Raw genomic sequence first — 22,752 nt, 5'->3', positions numbered from 1 at the left:
CGCTTGAACCGTGCTCCTGCGGACGCGAGACCTTTGCAAAAGCCGCGCAACGCTCCGCCGCTACCGTCATCCCGGACGTGTTCCGGGATCCACGCTTCCGCGAGAGCAACGCACCGGCGGTCCGCGGCACGGTGGATCCCGGACCAAGTCCGGGATGACGGAAGGTTTCGCAAAGGTCCCGCGAAAGCAGGAGCACGGCGCTGGTTCAAGCCAGGTGGATCACACCCTAGCGGAGAGCCCCCTCCACCCAGCGTCACCGCACCGCTGGCGCGGCCCGCCCCGGCGATGGTAGACGCCGCTGCATGGGCCACGGTCACCACCACGCGCACGCGCACGCGCATCACCACCACGACCACGATTCGCACGGCCACCACCATCACGCCCCGCCCGAGCGCTGGGATCGCGCCTTCGCGATCGGGATCGGGCTCAACCTCGCTTATGTCGTCGCCGAGGGCGCCGCCGGGCTCGCCTTCGGATCGATGGCGCTGCTCGCCGACGCGGGGCACAATCTCTCCGACGTGCTCGGCCTTGCGGTCGCCTGGGGCGGCGCGACGCTGGCGCGCGCGACACCGTCGAAGCGCTTCACCTATGGGCTCAAGGGCTCGACCATCCTCGCCGCGCTCGCCAACGCGCTGCTGCTGCTCGTCGCGATCGGGGCGATCGCGCTGGAGGCGGTGCATCGTTTCGGCGCGCCGCAGCACGTGCCCGGGCTCACCGTCTCGCTCGTCGCCGGTGCGGGGATCGCGGTCAACGCGGTCACTGCCTGGCTGTTCGCGCGCGGGCGCGAGGGCGACGTCAACATCCGCGGTGCCTATCTCCACATGCTCGCCGACGCGCTCGTCTCCGCCGGCGTGGTGGTGGCCGGGATCGCCCTCTATCTCAGCGGCTTCGGCTGGATCGATCCGGCGGTGAGCCTCGTCATCGCCGCGGTGATCTTCTGGCAGACCTGGGGGCTGCTGCGCGAGACGGTGGAGATGGCCTTGTCGGCGGTGCCGCGCGGGATCGACTATGACGGGGTCCGCGCCGCGCTCGCCGCGCTGCCGGGCGTGTCCGGGATCCACGATCTCCACATCTGGCCGATGTCGACCACCGAGCCGAGCCTCACCGCGCATCTCTGCATGCCGGGCGGTCACCCGGGCGACGGCTTCCTCCATGCGGCGCAGGACATGCTCCACACGCGGTTCGGGATCGGCCATGCCACGATCCAGGTCGAGACCGGCGCGCCCTGCGCGCTGGGGGACGAACGCCGCGTCTGAGCGGGCGACCGGGAAGCGTCCCGGCCACGCGCTCAATAAGCGCGCGCCACCGCGAACTCGACCGCCTCGATCATCGCGTCCTTGGCGGCGCTCTCCGGGAAGATCGCGAGCGACTCGATCGCGCGCTGACCGTAATGGCGCGCGCGCGCGAACGTGTCGTCCACCGCGCGCGACTGGCGCACCAGCGCCACCGCCTGGGCGAAATCCTCGTCGCCCGCACGCCGCCCCGCCACCGCGTCGCGCCAGAAGGCGCGCTCGTCCTCGCCGCCGCGCGCGTAGGCGAGGATCACGGGTAGCGTCATCTTGCCCTCGCGGAAGTCATCCCCCGCGTCCTTGCCCATCGTGCCCGAGTCGCTGGTGTAATCGATCGCGTCGTCGACCAGCTGGAAGGCGATCCCGAGATTGCGGCCATAGGAATCGAGCGCGCTCTCCTCCGCGTCGCCGCGATCCGCCACCACCGCCGCGATCCGACAGGCGGCGGCGAACAGCGCGGCCGTCTTGGCACCGATGATGTCGAGATAGCGCTCCTCGCCCAGGTCGATCCGGCGCACCGCGGTGAGCTGGTTGACCTCGCCCTCGGCAATCACCGCGCTGGCATTGGACAGGATCTCCAGCGCGCGCAGGCTGCCGCCCTCGACCATCAGCTCGAACGAGCGCGAGAACAGGAAGTCGCCGACCAGCACGCTGGCGGGATTGCCCCAGATGATGTTGGCGGTGCGCTTGCCGCGGCGCAGGTCGGAGCCGTCCACCACGTCGTCGTGGAGCAGGGTCGCGGTGTGGATGAACTCCACCGCGGCGGCGAGCAGATGGTGCCGCGTTCCCCCGTAACCGAGCAGCCGCGCGCCCGCGAGCGTCAGCATCGGCCGCAGCCGCTTGCCCCCGCCCGCGATCAGATGCCCCGCCAGCTCGGGGATCAGCGGGATCTCCGAGCGCATGCGGTCGACGATCACGCGATTGACCGACGCCATGTCGTCGGCGACCAGGTCGATCATCGGATCGAGCGACGGCGACGTGCCGGCGAGACGGTGGAGAGTGGCGCTCATCTACCCTCGCCCTTAGGGGCTCGCACGCGCGCAACGCAAGCGCGGGCTTGCCCTGATCCACCTTGATCAGCATGGAGGCCGCGCGCGCGAGGGAGGCGAGCCATGACGGACGACGTGCTGAAACGCTATCGCAAGAGCATCGACAATATCGATGCCGCGCTCGTCTGCCTGCTGGCCGAGCGGTTCAAGGTCACCCAGGCGGTCGGCGCGCACAAGGCGACCGCGGGACTGCCCGCGGCGGACCCCGGGCGCGAGGAGGCGCAGATCGCGCGGCTGCGCCGGCTCAGCGAGGAGGCCGAGCTGGACCCGGAATTCTCCGAGAAGTTCCTGCGCTTCATCATCGACGAGGTGATCCGCCACCATCGTGCCGCACAGAGCGGCTGAGCCCGACGCCGCGCGTCGCCGTCACCGCGGGGAGGCGCGGTCGAGCCGCGCGACCACCATCCCCGCCTGACGATGCAGATAGGCGCGATCGCCCGCGGAGAGATCGCGCCGCGGCGACCGGTCGAACACGCACAAGGTGCCCAACGCCGGCCCGGCGGACGCGCGCAGCGGCGCGCCGGCGTAGAAGCGCAGCGGCTCGCGCTCGCTCATCGTCGGATGGCCGGCGAAGCGATCGTCCGCGGCGAGGTCGCACACGAGGAACAGCTCGCCCGGCGTCACGATCGCATGGCCGCACAGCGAGGTGCGCCGGCTGTACGCCCCCGCGGCAAGGCCACTCCCCGCCAGCACATAATGCCATTCCTTGTAGACGATCGACACCGCCGCCGCACTCGCCTGGAGCGTCTCGCGCACGTCCTCGACCAGCGACTGGAGCGCCGTGTCGCCGCGCAGCGCGAGCGCGCCGGACTGTTCCACCTCGCGTTGGCGGCTGGGTTCGTCGTCCGGTGTCGGCGCCGGCTCGAACACGGTGATCCCCATGGCGCTTCCCCTCACCCGGAGGAGGCTGGATAATCCAATGATCGAAGGAGGATAACTCCGTATCGCCGCCGAAATGAGAGCGATCGACCATGGTCATGGCCCCGATCGCTCCACACGGGCACGCGAAGGCCGGAGCAGAGCCGATCGCAGCCGACCGCGCGTCACCGGCGCGGCACCTTGCCCGGCTCGCGCGTTGCGACCATCAGCGGACCGTCCGGCGCCGCCCGAGGGAGATCGAATGGCCACGCTCGCCGCGCGCCTGCGCGAGAACATCGTCCTCTACGGCGCGCTCGCCGCCAATGTCGGCATCGCCATCGCCAAGTTCGTCGCCGCCGGCATCTCGGGATCGTCGTCGATGCTGACCGAGGGGGTGCATTCGCTGGTGGACAGCGGCAACCAGATCCTGCTGCTTTACGGCCAGCACAAGGCGCGGCGCGCGCCCGATGCGGCGCATCCGTTCGGCTACGGCCGCGAGCTGTATTTCTGGTCGTTCGTGGTGGCGATCCTGATCTTCGCGGTGGGCGCGGGCGTCTCGATCTACGAGGGCTGGCGCCACTGGCGCACCCCCGAACCGCTGGCCGACCCGCTGCTCAATTACATCGTCCTCGCGGTCGCGGTCGTGCTGGAGGGCACGTCCTGGTTCATCGCGATGCGCGCGTTCGCCGCCGCCAAGGGCGACGCGAGCTGGTGGCGCGCGATCCGTGAATCGAAGGATCCTCCCGGCTTCATGGTGCTGTTCGAGGACAGCGCCGCGCTGGCCGGGCTGGCGATCGCCGCGGTGGGGGTGTGGGCGAGCCATGCCTATGGCGATCCGCGCATCGACGGGCTGGCCTCGATCGCGATCGGGCTGGTCCTGGCGCTGGTGGCGGTGCTGCTGGCGCGCGAGAGCAAGGGGCTGTTGATCGGCGAGCGCGCCGATCCCGCGGTGATCGCGCGCGTCCGTCAGGTGGTGGAGCGGCAGCGCGGGGTCACCGCGGTCAATCACGTCCGCACGATCCACACCGCGCCCGACAGCATCTTCGTCGCGCTGAGCGTCGATTTCGACGATGCGCTGACGATGGGCGAAGGCGAGCGGATGATCGAGTCGATCGAGGACCAGCTCCGCGCCGCCGAGCCGCGCTTGTCCTCGATCTACATCCGCCCGGAGCGGCGCGAGGACGCCGCCGCGCTGCGCCCCGAGGCGGACGCGTGACCGTGCGTCACGTCGGCGCGCCGCTCGCCGCTTTGCTGCTCGCGCTGGTCGCGATGCCCGCGCACGCGGCGGTGACGATGACCTTCTGGAGCCGCGACTTCGGCAGCTATTTCCCGCACAGCTTCTTCCAGTTGCGCGGCACGCCCGTCGCGGGCGGCGCGCCGGTGGATGCCAGCTATGGCTTCACCGCACGGTCGATCTCGCCGGCGATCCTGTTCGGCAATGTCGCGGGGCGGATCGAGCGGCCCACGCTCTTCTACATGCAGGGCAGCAAGGTGCGCTTCGCGGTGACGCTGAGCGACGCGCAATATGCCGCGATCCTGGCCCTGGTGCGCGAGTGGGATGCGACGACCGGCGATTCGACCTACAATCTGGGCAAGCGCAACTGCGTCACGTTCGTGCGAGAGGCGGCGCGGCGCGCGGGGCTGGCGCAGGTCGACTTCCCCAAGCTGATGAAGAAGCCGACCAGTTACCTGCGCGCGGTCGCCGCGGCCAATCCGACGCAGGTGCGCGTGATCGAGCAGGACGGGCGCAGCTTCCTGGCCGCGCTTCCCCCGCTCGAGGCGGTCGTGCCGGTCGAGGTACCGGTGTCGACGCCCGGCACGATGCCCGGCAAGAAGGCCGAACCCGCCAGCGACTGAGGCGCAGCGGTGGCGCGACGCGTGGCGGCGTGAGAGCCTGATTCACCCCGGCCGATCCGTGTTCCTGCGTTCGCAGGAGCACCCCGCCGGTTCACACGCCAGCGTCACCCCGCCGGCACCAGCTCCACCACGTCGAGCAGCGACTCGAACGCCGGCTGGGGCAGCATCAGGCGCCAGCGCGCAGGGCCGATCCGCTCGAGCCAGGCGGCGAGGTCGCGCGCTGGCTGTCGACCATAAGCGAAGGGCCGGGTCTCGTCGCCGAGCATCAGCGTGCCGAGGAAGACCGCGCGCAGGCCGTTGTCCTGATAGATCACGCCGACCGGCCGCTGCGAGCCGGAGAGCTTCTCGAGGCGGAGCGTTCCCGCCGCATCGCTCGCGACGCGACAGGCGAAGGGCGGATAATCGACATAGTCGCGCGCGCCCGGTCGACGCGCGCCGAGCTTGAACACACGACACGCATATTGCCCCACCGGCGGCACCGGCTGATCGAGCCCGCGCGCCGGCTCGAACAGCGCGCCCTGCGCCGCGATCTCCGCCGGCGCGGTCCGGCGCGCGTCGGCCAGCGCGCGCTGCCACGTCGCGCGCCACGAGCGCAGGCGCGCGCGGTCGGCGGGCGTGGCAGCGTGGCGCCAGTCGGCCCCCGCCGGCGGCGGGACCAGGCGCGGCGGCGGTGTGTCGCCGCATCCGGTCAGCGTCGCCAGCAGGACAAGCACCGCGGATCGCCTCATGCCGCGGTCCAGCCGCCGTCGACCGACAGGTTGGCGCCGGTGATCGCGCTGGCCGCGTCGCCGCACAGGAACAGCGTCAGCGCCGCGACCTGCTCGGGGGTGACGAACGCCTTGGTGGGCTGCGCGGAGAGCAGCACGTCGTCGATCACCTGCTCGCGCGTCAGCCCGCGCGCCGCCATCGTCGCGGGGATCTGCTGCTCCACCAGCGGCGTCCAGACATAGCCGGGGGAAACGCAATTGGCGGTGATGCCGTCCGCCGCGGTCTCCAGCGCGACGGTCTTGGTCAAACCGACCAGCCCGTGCTTGGCCGCGACATAGGCCGATTTGTTGGGGCTGGCGACGAGGCTGTGCGCCGAGGCGGTCGACACGATCCGACCCCAGCCGCGCGCGCGCATGTGCGGCACCGCGGCGCGGATCGCATGAAAGGGCGCGCTCAGCCCGACCGCGAGGATCGCGTCCCATTTCTCCGGGGGAAAGTCCGCGATCGGCGAGACGAACTGGATCCCGGCATTGTTGACCAGGATGTCCGGCCCGCCCCAGGCGGCGTGCGCGCGCTCGATCATCGCCGCGATCTCGCCGGGACGGGTCATGTCGGCGGGGTCATGAAGCGCCTCGGCGCCGCTCGCCGCGGCCAGCTCGTTCCGCGCCTGCTCGATCGTGTCGGCATCGCCGAAGCCATTGATCATCACGCTCGCGCCCTCGCGCGCCAGCGCGCGCGCGATCGCGAGCCCGATGCCCGAGGTCGACCCCGTCACCACCGCGCTCTTCCCCGTCAGAATCATCCGTTCGCCTCCTCCACCCCGACGCTCTTCCGCGCGTGCCGGCCCGCTTGCAACCCGTCCGCCCCCGCGCGCATTCATGCCGCGACGGCAACGAAACGCCTGGGGGGACCCGATCGATGCGGCTCGACGACTATGACAACGACATCAACGTCGGCGAAGCGCGCGGCGGGGGCGGGATCGGCGGCGGGGGCGGAGGCGGGCTGCTGCTCGGGCTGCTGCCGCTGATCGGCAGCCGCTTCGGCTGCGGCGGGATCGTCGTGGTGCTGCTGCTGCTCGCGGTCTTCGGTGGGCTGGGCAATCTCGGCTCGATGCTGGGGGGCGGCGGCAGCAGTCCGGCGCCGACCCAGATCGGCCGATCGGAGGGCGGTGACGTCCGCCAGGTGTGCGACGCCTCGCCGCAGCGGCGCGAGACCTGCCAGGCGTTCAGCAACGCGCAGAATACCTGGGAACAGATCTTCGCCAAGGAGGGGCAGCGCTTCAGCCCGCCGATGCTGCGCTTCTTCAGCGGCAGCGGGCAATCGGGCTGCGGCCAGGCGATGTCGGCGATGGGGCCGTTCTACTGCCCGAGCGACAACGGCATCTATCTCGACACGCAATTCTTCGACGAGCTGACCAACCGCTTCAAGGCGCCGGGCGATTTCGCGCAATATTACGTGATCGCGCACGAGTTCGGCCATCATATCCAGAAGCTGCTCGGCACCTCGGATCAGGTGCAGCGCGCGCAGGCCCGCGGCAGCGAGCGCGAGGGCAATGCGCTGTCGGTGCGCCTCGAATTGCAGGCGGATTGTTACGCGGGCGTATGGGCGGCGCAGAACCGCCAGCGGCTCGATCCGGGCGACGTCGAGGAGGGGATGCGCGCGGCGCAGGCGATCGGCGACGACACGCTCCAGCGCGAGGCGCAGGGCCGGGTCGTGCCCGACAGCTTCACCCATGGCACGTCGGAACAGCGGCAGTCATGGCTGCGGCGCGGGATGCAGAGCGGCGACCCGGCGCAATGCGACACCTTCTCGGGCGCGATCTGATCCCGGGCGGCGAAGCGCCGCAAGAGCGCTGACAGCGAAAGGGAGGGCGGCCTCTCGGCTGCCCTCCCCCATGACCGTCAGGCGGCGACCTTGGCGCGGCTGGCGCGCTTGCGCTCGTGCGGGTCGAGGTAGCGCTTGCGCAGGCGGATCGACTTGGGCGTCACCTCCACCATCTCGTCGTCGTCGATATAGGCGATCGCCTGCTCCAGCGTCATCTTCTTCGGCGGGGTCAGGCGGATCGCGTCGTCCTTGCCGCCCGAGGCGCGGAAGTTGGTGAGCTGCTTCGCCTTCATCGGATTGACCTCGAGGTCGTCCGTCTTGGCGTTCTCACCGATGATCATGCCCTCGTACAGCGCCTCGCCGTGGCCGACGAAGAGGATGCCGCGGTCCTCGAGCGGGCCGAGCGCATAGCCCTGCGCCTCGCCCGCGCCGTTGGAGATCAGCACGCCGTTCTTGCGGCCCTCGATCGCGCCCTTGTGCGGGCCGTACTTCTCGAACAGCCGGTTCATGATGCCGGTGCCGCGCGTGTCCGACAGGAACTCGCCGTGATAGCCGATCATGCCGCGGCTCGGCGCGGAGAAGGTGATGCGCGTCTTGCCGCCGCCCGATGGGCGCATGTCGGTCAGCTCGGCCTTGCGCAGGTTCATCTTCTCGACGACCGTGCCCGAATATTCCTCGTCCACGTCGATGATCACGGTCTCGTACGGCTCGGTCTTCTTGCCGTCCTCGTCCTCGCCGAACAGCACGCGCGGGCGGCTGATGCCGAGCTCGAAGCCCTCGCGGCGCATCGTCTCGATCAGCACGCCGAGCTGGAGCTCGCCGCGGCCCGCCACCTCGAAGCTGTCGCGGTCGGCCGCCTCGGTCACCTTGATCGCGACGTTCGACTCGGCCTCGCGCAGCAGGCGGTCGCGGATCATGCGGCTGGTCACCTTGCTGCCCTCGCGCCCCGCCATCGGCGAGTCGTTCACCGCGAAGCGCATCGACAGCGTCGGCGGGTCGATCGGCTGGGCGTGGAGCGGCTCGCTCACCGACGTGTCGGCGATCGTGTTGGCCACGGTGGCGACGGTGAGGCCGGCGAGGCTGATGATCTCGCCCGCGCGCGCTTCCTCGACCGGGACGCGCTCCAGCCCGTGGAACGACATCAGCTTGGAGGCGCGCCCCGCCTCGACCACGTTGCCGTCATTGTCGAGCGCGTGGATCGGCTGGTTGAGCTTGACCACGCCCGAGTTGACCCGGCCGGTCAGGATGCGGCCGAGGAAATTGTCGCGGTCGAGCAACGTCACCAGGAAGGTGAAGGGCGCGTCGAGGTCGACCTTGGGGGCGGGGACGTGCTCGACGATCTTCTCGAACAGCGGGGTCAGCGTGCCCTCGCGCGCCTTGGGATCAGTCGAGGCATAGCCGTTGCGGCCCGAGGCGAAGAGCACGGGGAAGTCGAGCTGCTCGTCGGTCGCGTCGAGCGAGACGAACAGGTCGAACACCTCGTCGAGCACTTCCTGGGTGCGCTCGTCGGCGCGGTCGATCTTGTTGACCACCACGATCGGGCGCAGGCCGAGCGCCAGCGCCTTGCCGGTGACGAACTTGGTCTGCGGCATCGCGCCCTCGGACGAATCGACCAGCAGGATCACGCCGTCGACCATCGAGAGGATGCGCTCCACCTCGCCGCCGAAGTCGGCGTGGCCGGGGGTGTCGACGATGTTGATGCGCGTGTCGTTCCACACGATCGAGGTCGGCTTGGCCAGGATGGTGATGCCGCGCTCCTTCTCGAGATCGTTCGAGTCCATCGCGCGCTCCTCGACGCGCTGGTTGTCGCGGAACGTGCCCGACTGGCGGAAGAGCTGGTCGACGAGGGTGGTCTTGCCATGATCGACGTGCGCGATGATGGCGATGTTGCGCAGGTTCATACGGATTCCTGAGGTGGCCCGCGGCGGCCGCGGGCGATGTCGCCGGCGCGCATAGCCGAAAGCGCGCGCGGACGCCAGCCTTCGCGGCCGCAGCATGGTGCGCGCGGGCGGGACGGGTCAGGCGGGCGCGGCGAGCAGGGTGAGATCGAGGATGTCGAAGCCGCACACCCTCGGAACACTCCTCACCTCACCGTCATCCCGGACTTGTTCCGGGATCCACCCCTCCCCGCCACCGACACCTGGGGCGTGCGAGGCACGGTGGATCCCGGAACAAGTCCGGGATGACGGGAGGGATACGCAATAGGCCCTTTCAGCGGAGGTTCTTAGGCGTGGTCTCGCCATCTATTTGTCTAGTGCTCGGTGCCACCACGCCTGCGACCGCGCGAGAGGCTGTCGCGCATCCAGCGATCGGCCCGCCGCTCGACACCGCCACCCACCACCTCGACAACCCCGCCCCACCGTCTTACATACACAACACACTTGAACAGCGCGCGCCACCGCGAGACAAGAGCGCGCGACGCACGAAGGAGACGAGCATGGCGACCCCCCCCGGTACCGACACCGAGCCGGCGCTGACGCTGACCCCGCCCGACCCCGTCCCCGCGGTCTCCAGCGAGCGCGCCGCCGGGCTCGTGCCGGTCGACCCCGGCACGCGCAGCGAGCTGGAGAAGCGCGTCGACGCCTTCGTCGACCAGCTGCTCGCCGAGGACGTCAACTCGCCCGAGTTCGGCAAGCGCGTCGACGCGATCACCGCGATGGGACAGAAAGAGATCCGCGACGCCGCGGGCCAGTCCAACCGCTTCCTCGATCGCCCGGTGCGCGCGATGGACAAGGAGGCCGGCGTCGGCAAGGACCTCGCCGAGCTGCGCCGCACCGTCGAGCAGCTCGATCCCGGCCGCCGCGGCAATCTGTCCAAGCCGCAGAAGCTGTTCGGCGTGATCCCGTTCGGCTCCAAGATGCACGACTATTTCGACGGCTATAAGAGCAGCCAGACGCATATCGCCGCGATCCTGCGCAGCCTCGGCTCGGGCAAGGACGAACTGCTGATGGACAATGCCGCGATCGACACCGAGCGCGCCAACCTCTGGGCGTCAATGGGGCGGCTCGAGCAGATGATCCACCTCGCGCGCGCGATGGACGCGCGGCTGGAGGACAAGGCCAACGAGCTCGACGCCACCGATCCCGCCAAGGCCAAGGCGATCCGCGAGACCGCCTTGTTCTACGCCCGCCAGCGCACGCAGGACCTGCTCACCCAGATGGCGGTGACGGTGCAGGGCTATCTCGCGCTCGACCTGGTCAAGAAGAACAACGTCGAGCTGATCAAGGGCGTCGACCGCGCCAGCACCACCACCGTGGCGGCGCTGCGCACCGCGGTGACGGTGGCGCAGGCGCTGACCAACCAGAAGCTGGTGCTGGAGCAGGTCACCCAGCTCAACGCCACCACCGCGGGGCTGATCGACTCGACCGGCAAGCTGCTGCGCCAGAACACCGCCGCGATCCACGAGCAGGCCGCCGCCTCGACCATCCCGCTGGAGACGCTGCAGCGCGCCTTCCAGAACATTTACGACACGATGGACGCGATCGACACGTTCAAGCTCAAGTCGCTCGACACGATGAAGAGCACGGTGGAGACGCTCGGGCGCGAGGTCGACAAGTCGCGCGGCTATATCGCGCGCGCCGAGGGCGCGGCGCGCAACAGCCTCGCCAGCCCGGCCGAGCAGTTCAAGCTGGAGGCGCTGTGACGCTGCCGCCGAGCCACGACACCGACGCCGCGATCGCGGGCGCGCGCGCCGCGGCGGACCGGGTGAGCGGGCGCGGCGTGCTGACGGTGCAGCGCCGCGCGCGGCGCGGGCGCGGTGGGGCGAAGGCGCGGCTGGCGCTGATCGCGGCGGTGAACGGCGCGATCCTGCTGGTGGCGACGCTGCTCGGCGTCGGGCTGTTCGGCGGCGTGGCGGCGATCATATTGATGCTGGCGGCGACGCTGGCGATCGCCTTCGCGCCCGCGACCCCGGTGCCGACCCCCGAGCGGCTGGCGCGCTCCGAGCTGAAGGCACTGCCGGCGCAGACCGCGCGCTGGCTCGACGCGCAGCGCCCGTCGCTGCCCGCGCCCGCGCTGGCGGTGGTCGACCGCATCGAGCAAAGGCTCGACACGCTCGGCGTCCAGCTCGCCGCGCTCGACGAGGGCTCGCCCGCCGCGGCCGACATGCGCCGGCTGATCGGCGAGCAGCTGCCCGACTTCGTCCGCGACTATGCGCGCGTTCCCCCGGCGCTGCGCGGCACCGCGCGCGGCGGCCGCACCCCGGACCAGCAGTTGGTGGAAGGACTCGGCGTGATCGAGCGCGAGCTGGCGGCGACGAGCGAAGAGCTCGCGCAGGGCGACCTCGACGCGCTCGCGACCAGGCGACGCTACCTGGAGATCAAATACGAGGCGGAGTGAGCAGGATCGGCGATCCGGACGTCACCGCCGGAGACCAAGAAGCACTGCTCCGGACCAAGAAGATCTATTGTCGCGCGAGCGACGCGCCCGCCCCGTCATCCCGGGCTCGATCCGGGATCCATGGCGCCGCGACCGCCGCGGCGCTGCTCTCGCGGAATCATGGATCCCGGCGCGAGGCCGGCGTGACGGTGAGGTGATACCGCCCCCTCGCCTTCACTCGATTCGCCGAGACCTCGCGACCCGTCAGCGCCCCCGCTCTCGCACCGAGGAACGACGCGCGGCCTACCCCGCCGCCATGCCCCACAAGAGATAGCCGTTAAGACCGACGATCACCGCCGCGATGCCCCAGGCGAGCCCCGCCAGCCAGCGCGGCGCGGCGAACTCGCCCATCAACCGCCGGCTGGCGGTATAGGCCACCAGCGGGATCACCGCGAAGGGCAGTTGCAGGCTCAGCACTACCTGGCTCAACACCAGCAGGTCGGTCGCGCCGCGATCGCCCATCGCCGCCACCACCACCACCGCGGGCACGATCGCGATCGCGCGGGTCACCAGCCGGCGCAGCCACACCGGCAGCCGCACGTCGAGGAACCCCTCCATCACGATCTGCCCGGCCAGCGTGCCGGTCACGGTCGAATTCTGCCCGCTGGCGAGCAGCGCGATCGCGAACACCGCGCTCGCCGCACCGACGCCGAGCATCGGCGAGAGCAGTTCGTGCGCCTGCTCGATCTCCGCCACCTCGGTGCGCCCCGCGGTGTGGAAGGCCGCCGCCGCCAGGATCAGGATCGCGGCGTTGATGAAGAAGGCCAGTCCCAGCGCCACCGTCGAATCTATCGTCGCCAGCTTGAGCGCCTCGCGCCGATCGCGCGCGCCGCTGCCGTACGCGCGTGTCTGCACGATCGATGAATGGAGATAGAGATTGTGCGGCATCACGGTCGCGCCCAGGATGCCGATCGCGATGTAAAGCATCGCGGGGTTCGTCACCACCTCGCGCGAGGGCACCAGCCCGACCGCCGCGCTCGCCCAATCCGGGCGCGCCCAGAACAATTCGAACGCGAAGCAGCCCGCGATGATGACGAGCAGGCTGGCGATGAACGCTTCCAGCCGGCGGAAGCCGTAGCGCTGCAACGCGAGGATCAGGAACACGTCGAGCGCGGTGACCACCACGCCATAGACCAAGGGCAGCCCGAACAGCAGCTTCAGCGCGATCGCGGTGCCCAACACCTCCGCCAGGTCACAGGCGATGATCGCGATTTCCGCCAACGCCCACAACAGCCAGGCGAGCGGGCGCGACGAGTGCTGGCGGCACGCCTGCGCGAGATCCAGTCCGGCGCCGATCCCGAGCCGCGCCGACAGGGCCTGGAGCACGATCGCCATCAGGTTCGACAGCAGCACGACCGAGAGGAGCGTGTAGCCGAACGCCGAGCCGCCGGCGATGTCGGTCGCCCAATTGCCCGGGTCCATATAGCCGACCGCGACGAGCCAGCCCGGCCCGACGAAGGCGAGCAGCTTGCGCCAGAACCCCGCTCCCTGGGGAACGGGAACGGTGGCGAAGCTGTCGCCGAGCGAGCGCGTGGTGGAGGTCATGCGCGGCGTTGAATGCGGGAGACGCGCCGCGGTTTCAACCGGCGCGTCGCTCACCCCGCCACGCGCGCCAGGATCGCGGCGTTGCGCGCCACCAGCGCGGGATCGCGCGCCGCGGGCGCGGTGAAGAGCGCACCGTCCAGCGCCGTGTCGGCGGGCACGGGGGAGCGCTCGGGCGGCAGCGCGCGCGCCAGTGCCGCGACCGAAGCGCGCGCGACCGCGCCGTTCGCCGCCGCCTGCGCGACCACCGCGGCGAGGTCCACCGCCGCGCCCTCGTCGCGCCACGAGTCATAGTCGGTCACCATGCCGACCAGCGCATAGGGCAGCTCCGCCTCGCGCGCGAGGCGCGCCTCGGGCAGCGCGGTCATGCCGATCACGTCACAGCCCCAGTCGCGATACAATCGGCTCTCCGCGCGGGTGGAGAATTGCGGTCCCTCCATCGCGAGATAGGTGGCGCGCTCGGCCACCCTCCCGCCCGCCGCGGTCACCGCCGCCGCGGCCAGGGCGGACAGCCGCTCGCACACCGGATCGGCGAAGGACACATGCGCCACCAGCCCGCTGCCGAAGAACGAGGCGGGGCGCGCCACGGTGCGGTCGACGAACTGGTCGACCAGCACGAACGTCCCCGGCGCGAGCTCGCCCCGCAGCGACCCGACCGAGGAGAGTGCGACCAGATCGGTGCAGCCCGCCCGCTTGAGCGCGTCGATATTGGCGCGCGCCGGGACGTCGCCGGGGGCGAGCCGGTGACCGCGGCCGTGACGCGGCAGGAAGCGGATCGCGACCGCGCCGATCCGACCGAACAGGATCGCGTCGCTCGGCTGGCCCCAGGGGGTGGCGACGTCGCGCCACTCGGCGTCTTCGAGCCCGTCGATCGCGTACAGCCCCGAGCCGCCGATGATCCCGATCGTCCATTGCGCGTTCATCGTCCGCCTCCGATAGTTCGACCCATGCGTACCTCCCTGTCCGCGGCGCTCGCGCTGCTCGTCCTCGCCGCCCCCGCCACCGCCGATGCGGCCACGCCGATCGCCGGACGCTACGTCACCGAGGACGGCGCCGGGATCGTCACGGTCGGCCCGTGCGGCGCGACCATGTGCGGCAAGCTGAGCACGATCCTGCGCAAGCGCCCCGGCGCGGCCGACACCGACGTCAACAACAGCGATCCGGCGCTGCGCAACCGTCCCATCCTGGGAATAGCGATCCTGTCGGGCTTCACCGACGAGGGCAAGGACTGGCGCGGCAAGATCTACGATCCGCGCAACGGCAAGACCTACAAGTCGATCGTCTCGCGCGAGGGCGACGGCACGCTCAAGGTGAAGGGCTGTATCGCTTTCCTGTGCAAGTCGCAGGTGTGGAAGCCCGCGCGCTGACGCGATGGGGCGCGGCGAAGCGCTTCCCGCGCCCACCGCCCTCGCGGTCAGCTCTCCAGCCGGAAGTGGAACAGCCGGCTCGGCCCGTCCTCGGGCAGCACGTAGAGGTCGCGCCCGGCGATCGTCATCCCCTCGCCGGTATAGGCGCGCAGCGGCCCCACCGCGCCCGCGCGCAGCGTTCGCCGCAGCGTCATGCTCGGCCAGTCGAGCCAGTCGACCGTGCCGCTCCACGGATCCAGATTGCCGCCCGCGACGAGCTGGTCGCCGACGAACTTCATGTCCTGATACCGCGTCGACGAGGGATTGGGCACGATGCGCACGTGCGCGAGGTCGTCGAGGTCGATCAGGTACAGAGCGCGACTGTCCCAATTTCCCGCCACCAGCCGCCGCCCGGAGGCCGCGACGCAGCCGAGATGATCCGCCACGTGCAGGCGGCGGCGCACCCGCAGCGTCGCCGCGTCGAGCTCGACCAGCACCGCCGAGCTGTGCGGGCGCAGTTCGGCCACCGCGACCCAGAGCGACCCGCCGCTCCGTGACAGCCCGCCGGGGTGGTAGCGCGCGCCATCGGTCAGCTCGACCCGGCGCAGCCACTGACCGGTGACGCGGTCGAAGGCGTCGAGATAGCCGCGCCGCGCCGCGCGATCGACCGAGGTGACCCACAGCCACCGCCCCGCGATCTCCACGCCCTGGACGTGGTCGAGCGCGCCGTCGAGCGCGAGCGTGTCGAGCAGGTGCGCACCCTCGATCGCGCCGTCGAAGCGCTCCGCCGCGCCCGCCACCGACAGCCCTGCCAGCAGCAGCAACGCCGCCGTCACCGTCGCTCGCACCGTCCGCCGCACCATCAGCCCCCCGCCGCGTCGCCGCGACGGCTGTGCCAAGCCGATGTGTCAGCAACGCTGAACTTCTGTTGCATTTCGGCGGCAACGGCGCGGCGCCGACCCGATCGGGCGCGAACTTGTAACTATTGCACGGGAAAGTCGCGACTTCTTCCAATCCGCGCCGATGCGGAACCGATATCATCCTGCATCAGAGGGGAGACGCGGCGGCGCCTTCGCGGCGACGCGGGGGCGCCGCCCGGTTTCCGTTCGGGGAGGACGATGATGCCTTATCGTCGTGGCTGGGCGGCGGTCGCGCTGTTGCTGCCGCTGATCCTGTTGGCGTTCTGGCCGGGCTATTTCGGTGCGCTGCGTGCCGCGCCGCTCGCGCTCCACGCGCATGGGATCAGCGCGACCGTCTGGCTGATGCTGCTCGCGCTCCAGCTCTGGTCGATCCACGACCAGCGTCTCGCGCTCCATCGCGCCGCGGGGATGGCGCTGTTCGTGATCGTGCCGCTGTTCGCCGGGGCGAGCCTCGCCGCGCTCCAGGGCGGCGTTGCGCTGTTCGCGAGCCGGAGCGACCCGTTCCACGCCGCCTTCGCGGTGCGACTCGCGCTGGTGGACCTGGTCGCGCTGGTCACCTTCGTGGCGCTGGTCCGCGCCGCCTTGCTCGCGCGGCGCGTGCCGCGCGCGCATGCCGCGGCGATGCTCGCCACCGCGCTGCTGGTGCTGCCGCCAATCCTTGGACGGTTGTTCCCGCTCGTCCCCGGCTTCTTCGACTGGCAGATCGCCGGGCGGTCGGGCTTCGCGCTGTCGGTCCACCTGGGGATGATCGTCGCGGTGGCCGGCGCGCTCGTCCTGTCGCGGCAGCGGCCGGGCGGTGGCGCCTTTCTCGCCACCGCCGCGTCACTGCTGCTCCAGTCGCTGCTGTTCGAGACGCTCGGCGCGAGCGCCGGGTGGGAGAGAATAGCGCTCGCCACGCTCGCGGTGCCGGCGCCGCTGCTGTTCGCGCTGGGCGCGCTGATCGCCGCCGGCGCGCTGGCGGAGGGCTGGCTCCGCGTCCCGCCACGCGCCCGTCGCCGGCTGCGCACCGCCTGAACCGTCGCCTGGACGCGCGTCACACCGGCGCCGCGTCCGCCCCCGCACCATAATGATGCCAGGTGAAGATCGCGGCCGCGCCGCGATAGGGCCGCCACGGCTCCGCCAGTTCGCGCGTCAGCCGCTCGCTCGGCCGCTCGGGCAGGCCGAGGATCCGCCCCACCTCGATCTGCACCGCCAGGTCGCCCGCGGGCCATATGTCCGCGCGCCCCTCGGCGAACAGCAGATACACTTCGGCGGACCAGCGCCCGATGCCCTTCACCGCGACGAGCTGCGCGATCGCTTCCTCGTTATCGGCGGGCAAGGCGGCGAGGTCGAGCGCGCCGGCGGTGACGAGCCCGGCGAGGCTGCGCGCATAGCCCGTCTTCTGCCGCGAGAAGCCGCACGCGCGCAGTTCCTCGTCGCTGAGCCCAGTGACCAGCGCCGGGTCGCCGGGATCACCGCGCTCGGCGAGCTTGCGCCACACCGAGTCGGCCGCGCGCACGCTCACCTGCTGGCCGACGATCGTGCGCAGCAGCGTGGCATAGCCGGTGGCGCGGATACGCGGCGCGGGATAGCCGACGCGCGCGATCGCGGCGGCGAAGGCCGGCTCGATCGCGGCGAGCGAATCGAGCCCCGCGGTGAGCGCGGCGGCGCTCAGCCCCATTGCGCGGCCCCGGCGCAAACGGCATGGATCGGGCGATTTTCGGTGGAGACCAACATGCCCAAGCTTATCGTCGAGACGCGCGCGGGGGAAGAACGCGAGATCGACGGCGCCGCCGGCCTGTCGGTGATGGAGGTGATCCGCGAGGCCGGGATCGACGAGATCCTGGCGCTGTGCGGCGGCTGCTGCAGCTGCGCCACCTGCCACGTCCACGTCGACCCCGCCTTCGTCGCGCTGCTGCCGCCGATGAGCCAGGACGAGGACGACCTGCTCGACGCGACGAGCGACCGCGACTCGACCTCGCGGCTGTCGTGCCAGATCGAGTTCGGTCCGGCGCTCGACGGCCTGCGCGTGCGCGTCGGCGCGGACGACTGAGGCTGTCCTGCGATCGGGTGGATGGGTTGGCGCGACGACGCGACGACGCGAAGAGGTCGGGGCCGGGAAACGGCGCGTAGCGCCAGAAGGATGTTCACGCGGAGGCGCGGAGACGCGGAGGGGAGCCGCGATCGACGACCGTCGCCTGCGCCCGCGATCGGAGCGCGACACTGCTGCCGCGCGCTCCCTCTCTGCGCCTCCGCGCCTCCGCGTGAACCGACCTTCTTCTTCGCGTCATCGCGTCGTCGCGTGAACCGATCTTACCCCACCCGCGCCGCCGCGGCGTAGAGCGCGATCGCGGCGGCATTGGAGACGTTGAGGCTCTCCACCTTGGCCGAGATCGGCAGCCGCGCCAGCTCGTCGCAATGCGCCTCGGTGTTGTGGCGCATGCCCTCGCCCTCGGCGCCGAGCACGATCGCGACGCGCTGGGCGCCCATCGCCTGCGCCAGCGTCTGCGTCGCGTGACCGGTCAGCCCGATGCGCCAGAAGCCGGCCTCACCGATCTCGTCGAGCGCGCGCGCGAGATTGACCACGCGCACCCATGGCACCGTCTCGAGCGCGCCCGAGGCGGCACGCGCCAGCGCCCCCGATTCAGGCGGCGCGTGACGGTCCTGCGTGACGATGCCGAGCGCGTCGAACGCCGCCGCCGAGCGCAGGATCGCGCCGACATTGTGTGGGTCGGTCACCTGATCCAGCACGACGAGCGGGCGCTGGTCCTCGCGCCCCTCCTCCAGCAGGTCGCCGAGCCACACGTCCTCGAGCGGGTCGACCTCCGCGACCAGCCCCTGGTGCGGCGCGTCGGAGGGGACGAGCCGGCCGAGATCGGGCGCCTCGGCGAAGACGATCGGCAGCACCGGCGGCAGATCGAGCGACCCCAGCGCTTCGCGCGTGCCCCAGACCTTGCGGACGGTGCGCTGCGGGTTCGCGAGCGCGGCGAGCACGGGATGGCGCCCCCACAGCCGCGTGCGATTGCCCTGTTGCTGACTCGGCCGATGTCCGCGCCGCGCCATCAGCCGCGACTCCGGCGGGCGGTGAGAGAGGCGAGCGAACGACGCGACATGACGAGGGAGCTTTCCGGCGATGGGAGGGAGTGCGGCGGACGCTATGCGCGCGCGCGCCGGGACGCAACCGCCGCGGTGCTCGCGAAAAGGCGGGACGGAAGGCGTTGACAGGCCGGGCGAGCGCGGGCATTGGGCGCCCTCGCTTTCGACAGCGCCGCTCGTGGAAGGGTGGCCGAGTGGTTAAAGGCAGCAGACTGTAAATCTGCCCACGCAAGTGTACGCTGGTTCGAATCCAGCCCCTTCCACCACCCCTTCGTTCCGGGTCATCTCAGACAACCTCAGAAACGGGTCATTCCCCTCGTGGGAAGGCTTGTCCGTTGTCTCATTTGGTCGCAATCAACATCGATGCAGCGCGACGATTCTGGGGGCACTTTGGGGGCACGAGTTTGCCAGCCTGGGGGCACCGGTTGCTGACGGACGTAACCTGCCGGAAGGCTGCCCCCAAGGACAAGCCGTACAAGCTCGGGGATGCCGCAGGGCTTTACCTCTACGTGCTGCCGAGCGGCTTCAAGTCGTGGCGCTGGAAGTACCGCGTCGGGGGCAAGGAGAAGCGCCTGGTCTTCGGGGGGTACCCGGAGATCTCGCTCTCCAAGGCGCGCGAGCTGCGCGAGGACGCGGCGCGGACGTTGCGCGAGGGCGCGGACCCGGCGGTGGCGAAGCGGCAGCGAGCGGCCGAGCAGACAGCGATGGCCGGCAGCAACTTCGAGACGATCGCGCGCGAGTGGCACGCCAGCCAGAAGGCGGGCTGGTCGAAGCGCTACGCGGACATCGTGCTCAACAGCTTCGTCAACGACGTCTTCCCGAGAATCGGCAAGCTGCCGATCGCCTCGGTGACGACGCCGCTGGTGCTCGAGGTGCTGCGGCCGATCGAGGCGCGCGGCGCCGTAGAGACGGCGCACCGCGTGCGGCAGCGGATCTCGGAGGTCTTCGCGAGAGCGATCGCGGGCGGCATCGCGCCGGCGGATCCCGCGGCGGTGACGAAGCGGGCGCTCGGGCGCAAGACGAAGGGCAAGTTCCCGGCGGCGCGCACGATCAAGCTGGCGCAGGCGGTCCTGGCCGATTCGGAGCGGCAGCCGGGGCACCCGCTGACGAAGCTCGCCTCGCGGCTGCTGGCGCTCACCGCGGTGCGCTCGGCAACGCTACGGATGGCCGAGAAGCACGAGTTCGAGGAGCTGGACGGAGCCGAGCCTATCTGGCGCGTGCCGGCGGCCAAGATGAAGCTCGGGGTCGAGCGGAAGCGGGATGCGGCTTTCGAGTTCGTCGTGCCGCTCTCGCGCCAGGCGGTCGAGACGGTGAAGATCGCAATCGCGTTCTCGGGCAAGGACAACCCGGGGCTCGTTTTTCGCAGCGTCCGCAATTCGCGGAAGCCGATCAGCGACAGCACGCTCAGCAAGGCCTACCGCGAGGCGGGGTACTCCGGGGTGCATGTGCCGCACGGCTGGCGCTCAACGTTCTCGACGGTGATGAACGAGCTGGCAAAGGATCGCGGCCAGGATGGCGATCGCGCGGTAATCGACCTGATGCTCGCTCACGTCCCGGAGGGTGTCGAGGCTGCGTACAATCGCGCCGCTTACATGCCTCGCCGGCGCGCAATCGCGCAGGAGTGGGCGGACATGCTGACGGAGGGCCTAGCTCCGCCGGAGACGCTGCTCGAGGGCAAGCGGCAGCACGCCTGATCGTCGGGGGCCGCGCATGACCGCGGCCTCGATGACGCGGCAGACGAAGCTGGTGATGAAAGGCTTCGCCGCCCGACTCGCTGGCAACACCGAGCGCGGCGCCGATCGGAAGGTGCGGCGCGGTAGCGTCGACGCCCGCGATCGCCGGGCTCAGGTCTATCGGCCGATCGGCGATGGCACGACGGCTGGCGCGCTCGGGTGGATCGATTGCCTATTGAAGGTCGTAGCCGAGTGGGACGACCAGGAGCGGCAGCGCGGCGGCGCGCGGCCGCTCGGCCTGCACGGCATGCGCGTGCTCGAGACGTTGCTCGGGCGCCGCGGCGGCGTTGCGGTCGACTTCAAGACCGGGCGTCTCGACCCGGCGATCGACACTATCGCTCGCGCGGCTCGCGTCGCGCGTGGGACGGTCATCCGTGCTCTGGCGCAGCTCAAGCGGCTGGGGATCCTCGATTGGGTGCGCCGCACGGAGAAGACCGGCGCCGATGGCGTGTTCGGCCCGCAGCGCCGCCAGATCTCCAACGCCTACTTCTTCACGCCCGAGGGGCTGCCAGCCCGGGTGGCGCAGCGACTGCGCGATCTCCTCGCACGGCGCCGGGTGCGACGCGAGGGCACACAGCCGCCACCAGGCGCGCCGCCTGCCCGGCCTATGCCGTCGAACCCCGAGATGCGAGCCGTCCTCGCCCGGATGGAAGCGGGGCTCGACCGTCGCGCGGAAGAAGCAAGCGCGAGTCCGCCATCCGGTCAGTATCCCCTCTCAGGGGTTCAAGGATAAAAGGAATGGGGTCGCTGAGGCGACCCCATGCGCAGATTTGATCATCCCCCCGCGCTGAGAGGTCCCACCGCCTCCGAACGATCGCCTAGGCTCGGCGGTCGGACGTGGCGGCTTGCGCCGCCCCGATGCTGCCTGGGGGGGATGGAGCACGAATGGTGCCAACCGCCCCGTGCGCGGCGTTCGCGGCGCGGTCAGCCCGTCAGGATCTCGGCCCAAGTCTCGAATAGTCGCCGGCGGGGCGCGAGCTGCTGGGCGCGGTTGTACGCGCTCTCCACCTTGGCCGTGGTTCCGTCCTCCCGCTTGAGGACGTGGCCAAGGGCGCGATCGATCGCGCCGCGCTGGTCCGGCGCCTGCTCGTTGAGGATCGTCGAGAAGGTGGCGCGCCAGCCGTGCGGGACATGGCGCCGCGCGAAGCCCGCGCGATCATAGAGCGCGCCGATCGCGCCCTCGCCGATCGGCGCCGCGCCGCCACGGCCCGGGAAGATCAGCTCACCGGCGTCGCGATCCGCATCCGCAGCATGCATATTCGCATCGGCAGAATGCATATCGGCAACGCGCAGAGCGCGCGCGGCGCGCAGGACGTCGACCGCGGCCGGCGCCAGCGGCACCAGGTGGTCGTTCGCCGCGTCGCGCTTCTTCGCTGCCGCGAGTTTCATCCGCGCGGAAGGTACGCGCCAGAGCGGCTCGACGCCGTCCAGGTCCTCGATCTCTGACCAACGCGCGCCGCGCACCATTGCCAGCCGCACCGCGGTGAGCGCGAGGAAGCGCGAGGCGAGCTTCACCGCCGCGCCGGCGCCGACCTGCTCGGCCGCGGCGAGCAGTTCGCGCGCCTCGGCGATCGTCGTCACCGCCGGCTGGTGCCGCGGCGCCGGCGCCGGCGCCAGTGCGCGGCCGACGACGGCCGCGGGGTCGATCGAGCACCAGCCCTCGCTGATCGCCAGCGCGAACACGTCCGAGATCCGCTGCCGCACGCGCGAGGCGGTGACTATCGCGCCGCGCCGCTCGATCGAGCGGACGACCCGCAGCACCGCCGGCGAGTCGATCGCGTCGAGCTCGGCCGCACCTAGCTGCGGGAACACGTCGGCCTCAAGGCTGGCGAGCACGTCGTCGGCGTGGACCTTCGTCCACCCGGCGAGCTGCTGCGCGTGCCAGGCGCGCGCCGCGCGCTCGAAGGTCATAGCCGTGGCGACCGTCCGCGGATCCACGCCCCGGCCGAGCTGCTCGCGCGCATCCTCGGCGCGCGCCCGAGCGGCGTCGAGCGAGACCTCGGGCCACTGGCCGATCGTCAGCAGCTGCTCGTGCCCGGCGAAGCGAAAGCGCCAGCGGAACGACTTGCGGCCGGTCGGCGCGACGAACAGATGCAGCCCGCGCTCGTCGGCGATCTTGTAGGCGGCCGCGCGCGGCCGCGCGGCTTTCACCGCGGCGTTCGTCAGCATATGAC

General features: G+C 71.0%; 23 protein-coding genes and 1 tRNA gene. 13 read left to right on the top strand and 11 right to left on the bottom strand.

Features of this window, described 5'->3' with window-relative positions; all coding sequences use genetic code 11:
* Nucleotides 1–302 precede the first annotated feature (302 nt).
* Nucleotides 303–1,256, top strand: a complete 954-nt coding sequence (locus tag EV292_RS16400; RefSeq protein WP_132910310.1) for a cation diffusion facilitator family transporter — start codon at nucleotides 303–305, stop codon at nucleotides 1,254–1,256.
* A 32-nt stretch (nucleotides 1,257–1,288) separates the two neighbouring features.
* Here EV292_RS16400 and EV292_RS16395 read toward each other — a convergent pair whose 3' ends face one another.
* Nucleotides 1,289–2,299 (bottom strand): polyprenyl synthetase family protein, encoded by a 1,011-nt coding sequence (locus EV292_RS16395; protein WP_132910309.1) that lies wholly within the window; start codon nucleotides 2,297–2,299, stop codon nucleotides 1,289–1,291.
* 102 nt (nucleotides 2,300–2,401) lie between these two features.
* Here EV292_RS16395 and EV292_RS16390 point away from each other — a divergent pair, with 102 nt between their 5' ends.
* Nucleotides 2,402–2,683, top strand: coding sequence for a chorismate mutase (locus tag EV292_RS16390; RefSeq protein WP_132910308.1), 282 nt, complete (start codon nucleotides 2,402–2,404; stop codon nucleotides 2,681–2,683).
* A 21-nt stretch (nucleotides 2,684–2,704) separates the two neighbouring features.
* On the opposite strand, the gene EV292_RS16385 is transcribed toward EV292_RS16390, so the two are convergent.
* Nucleotides 2,705–3,220, bottom strand: coding sequence for a GAF domain-containing protein (locus EV292_RS16385; RefSeq protein WP_132910307.1), 516 nt, complete (start codon nucleotides 3,218–3,220; stop codon nucleotides 2,705–2,707).
* A 238-nt stretch (nucleotides 3,221–3,458) separates the two neighbouring features.
* On the opposite strand from EV292_RS16385, the gene EV292_RS16380 reads away from it, so the two are divergent.
* Together EV292_RS16380 and EV292_RS16375 are read left to right on the top strand one after the other, a co-directional pair.
* Nucleotides 3,459–4,412 carry a cation diffusion facilitator family transporter gene (locus EV292_RS16380; RefSeq protein WP_132910306.1) on the top strand — a complete coding sequence of 318 codons (954 nt, stop codon included), beginning with the start codon at nucleotides 3,459–3,461 and terminating at the stop codon, nucleotides 4,410–4,412.
* Nucleotides 4,409–5,053, top strand: coding sequence for a hypothetical protein (locus tag EV292_RS16375; RefSeq protein ID WP_207913449.1), 645 nt, complete (start codon nucleotides 4,409–4,411; stop codon nucleotides 5,051–5,053). The genes EV292_RS16380 and EV292_RS16375 overlap by 4 nt, the downstream gene beginning before the upstream one ends.
* Nucleotides 5,054–5,157: 104 nt before the next feature.
* Here the strand turns inward: EV292_RS16375 and EV292_RS16370 are convergent, their stop codons facing one another.
* Together EV292_RS16370 and EV292_RS16365 are read right to left on the bottom strand one after the other, a co-directional pair.
* On the bottom strand, nucleotides 5,158–5,781 hold the full coding sequence (locus EV292_RS16370; RefSeq protein ID WP_132910305.1) for a DUF4893 domain-containing protein: 624 nt from the start codon (nucleotides 5,779–5,781) through the stop codon (nucleotides 5,158–5,160).
* Complete coding sequence (locus EV292_RS16365; protein ID WP_132910304.1) at nucleotides 5,778–6,563, bottom strand: 3-hydroxybutyrate dehydrogenase; 786 nt, start codon at nucleotides 6,561–6,563, stop codon at nucleotides 5,778–5,780. The genes EV292_RS16370 and EV292_RS16365 overlap by 4 nt, the downstream gene beginning before the upstream one ends.
* A 116-nt stretch (nucleotides 6,564–6,679) precedes the next feature.
* Between EV292_RS16365 and EV292_RS16360 the strand changes: the two genes are divergently transcribed.
* The gene (locus tag EV292_RS16360; protein WP_132910303.1) at nucleotides 6,680–7,585 is read left to right on the top strand and encodes a neutral zinc metallopeptidase; all 906 of its coding nucleotides are present in this window, start codon (nucleotides 6,680–6,682) and stop codon (nucleotides 7,583–7,585) included.
* 77 nt (nucleotides 7,586–7,662) lie between these two features.
* Here the strand turns inward: EV292_RS16360 and typA are convergent, their stop codons facing one another.
* Entirely contained in the window at nucleotides 7,663–9,486 is a 1,824-nt protein-coding gene (gene typA, locus EV292_RS16355; RefSeq protein ID WP_132910302.1) for a translational GTPase TypA, read from the bottom strand.
* Between the two features lie 536 nt (nucleotides 9,487–10,022).
* On the opposite strand from typA, the gene EV292_RS16350 reads away from it, so the two are divergent.
* Together EV292_RS16350 and EV292_RS16345 are read left to right on the top strand one after the other, a co-directional pair.
* Entirely contained in the window at nucleotides 10,023–11,228 is a 1,206-nt protein-coding gene (locus tag EV292_RS16350) for a toxic anion resistance protein (RefSeq protein ID WP_132910301.1), read from the top strand.
* Nucleotides 11,225–11,923 (top strand): hypothetical protein, encoded by a 699-nt coding sequence (locus tag EV292_RS16345; protein ID WP_132910300.1) that lies wholly within the window; start codon nucleotides 11,225–11,227, stop codon nucleotides 11,921–11,923. Before EV292_RS16350 ends, EV292_RS16345 begins: the two co-directional genes overlap by 4 nt.
* Nucleotides 11,924–12,205: 282 nt before the next feature.
* Here the strand turns inward: EV292_RS16345 and EV292_RS16340 are convergent, their stop codons facing one another.
* Nucleotides 12,206–13,507, bottom strand: a complete 1,302-nt coding sequence (locus EV292_RS16340) for an Nramp family divalent metal transporter (RefSeq protein ID WP_132910299.1) — start codon at nucleotides 13,505–13,507, stop codon at nucleotides 12,206–12,208.
* Nucleotides 13,508–13,557: 50 nt separating this feature from the next.
* Entirely contained in the window at nucleotides 13,558–14,427 is an 870-nt protein-coding gene (locus EV292_RS16335; protein ID WP_132910298.1) for an S-methyl-5'-thioadenosine phosphorylase, read from the bottom strand.
* A gap of 24 nt (nucleotides 14,428–14,451) precedes the next feature.
* Between EV292_RS16335 and EV292_RS16330 the strand changes: the two genes are divergently transcribed.
* Nucleotides 14,452–14,871: a DUF2147 domain-containing protein gene (locus EV292_RS16330; protein ID WP_132910297.1), complete on the top strand. Its 420-nt coding sequence runs from the start codon at nucleotides 14,452–14,454 to the stop codon at nucleotides 14,869–14,871.
* Between the two features lie 47 nt (nucleotides 14,872–14,918).
* Here EV292_RS16330 and EV292_RS16325 read toward each other — a convergent pair whose 3' ends face one another.
* Nucleotides 14,919–15,749 carry a DUF6454 family protein gene (locus EV292_RS16325; protein ID WP_132910296.1) on the bottom strand — a complete coding sequence of 277 codons (831 nt, stop codon included), beginning with the start codon at nucleotides 15,747–15,749 and terminating at the stop codon, nucleotides 14,919–14,921.
* Between the two features lie 222 nt (nucleotides 15,750–15,971).
* Here EV292_RS16325 and EV292_RS16320 point away from each other — a divergent pair, with 222 nt between their 5' ends.
* Nucleotides 15,972–16,784, top strand: coding sequence for a hypothetical protein (locus tag EV292_RS16320; protein ID WP_132910295.1), 813 nt, complete (start codon nucleotides 15,972–15,974; stop codon nucleotides 16,782–16,784).
* Nucleotides 16,785–16,803: 19 nt separating this feature from the next.
* Here EV292_RS16320 and EV292_RS16315 read toward each other — a convergent pair whose 3' ends face one another.
* Complete coding sequence (locus EV292_RS16315) at nucleotides 16,804–17,430, bottom strand: DNA-3-methyladenine glycosylase (RefSeq protein ID WP_132910294.1); 627 nt, start codon at nucleotides 17,428–17,430, stop codon at nucleotides 16,804–16,806.
* Between the two features lie 54 nt (nucleotides 17,431–17,484).
* Here EV292_RS16315 and EV292_RS16310 point away from each other — a divergent pair, with 54 nt between their 5' ends.
* On the top strand, nucleotides 17,485–17,802 hold the full coding sequence (locus tag EV292_RS16310; RefSeq protein WP_132910293.1) for a 2Fe-2S iron-sulfur cluster-binding protein: 318 nt from the start codon (nucleotides 17,485–17,487) through the stop codon (nucleotides 17,800–17,802).
* 260 nt (nucleotides 17,803–18,062) lie between these two features.
* On the opposite strand, the gene rlmB is transcribed toward EV292_RS16310, so the two are convergent.
* Nucleotides 18,063–18,812, bottom strand: coding sequence for a 23S rRNA (guanosine(2251)-2'-O)-methyltransferase RlmB (rlmB, locus tag EV292_RS16305; protein ID WP_132910292.1), 750 nt, complete (start codon nucleotides 18,810–18,812; stop codon nucleotides 18,063–18,065).
* Nucleotides 18,813–19,025: 213 nt separating this feature from the next.
* On the opposite strand from rlmB, the gene EV292_RS16300 reads away from it, so the two are divergent.
* The 3 genes from EV292_RS16300 to EV292_RS16290 all read left to right on the top strand — a co-directional run bounded on the left by EV292_RS16300 (nucleotide 19,026) and on the right by EV292_RS16290 (nucleotide 21,311).
* Nucleotides 19,026–19,111: transfer RNA gene (locus EV292_RS16300), tRNA-Tyr, on the top strand.
* A 69-nt stretch (nucleotides 19,112–19,180) separates the two neighbouring features.
* Complete coding sequence (locus tag EV292_RS16295) at nucleotides 19,181–20,539, top strand: integrase arm-type DNA-binding domain-containing protein (RefSeq protein ID WP_347812600.1); 1,359 nt, start codon at nucleotides 19,181–19,183, stop codon at nucleotides 20,537–20,539.
* 16 nt (nucleotides 20,540–20,555) lie between these two features.
* Nucleotides 20,556–21,311, top strand: a complete 756-nt coding sequence (locus EV292_RS16290) for a hypothetical protein (RefSeq protein WP_132910291.1) — start codon at nucleotides 20,556–20,558, stop codon at nucleotides 21,309–21,311.
* 191 nt (nucleotides 21,312–21,502) lie between these two features.
* Here the strand turns inward: EV292_RS16290 and EV292_RS16285 are convergent, their stop codons facing one another.
* Nucleotides 21,503–22,747 carry an integrase arm-type DNA-binding domain-containing protein gene (locus EV292_RS16285; RefSeq protein ID WP_132910290.1) on the bottom strand — a complete coding sequence of 415 codons (1,245 nt, stop codon included), beginning with the start codon at nucleotides 22,745–22,747 and terminating at the stop codon, nucleotides 21,503–21,505.
* Nucleotides 22,748–22,752: the final 5 nt, after the last annotated feature.

Source organism: Sphingomonas sp. BK235 (genome assembly GCF_004345855.1).
In the GTDB taxonomy this organism is placed as follows: Bacteria; Pseudomonadota; Alphaproteobacteria; order Sphingomonadales; family Sphingomonadaceae; genus Sphingomonas.
This window is presented reverse-complemented; position numbering and strand designations above follow the sequence as displayed.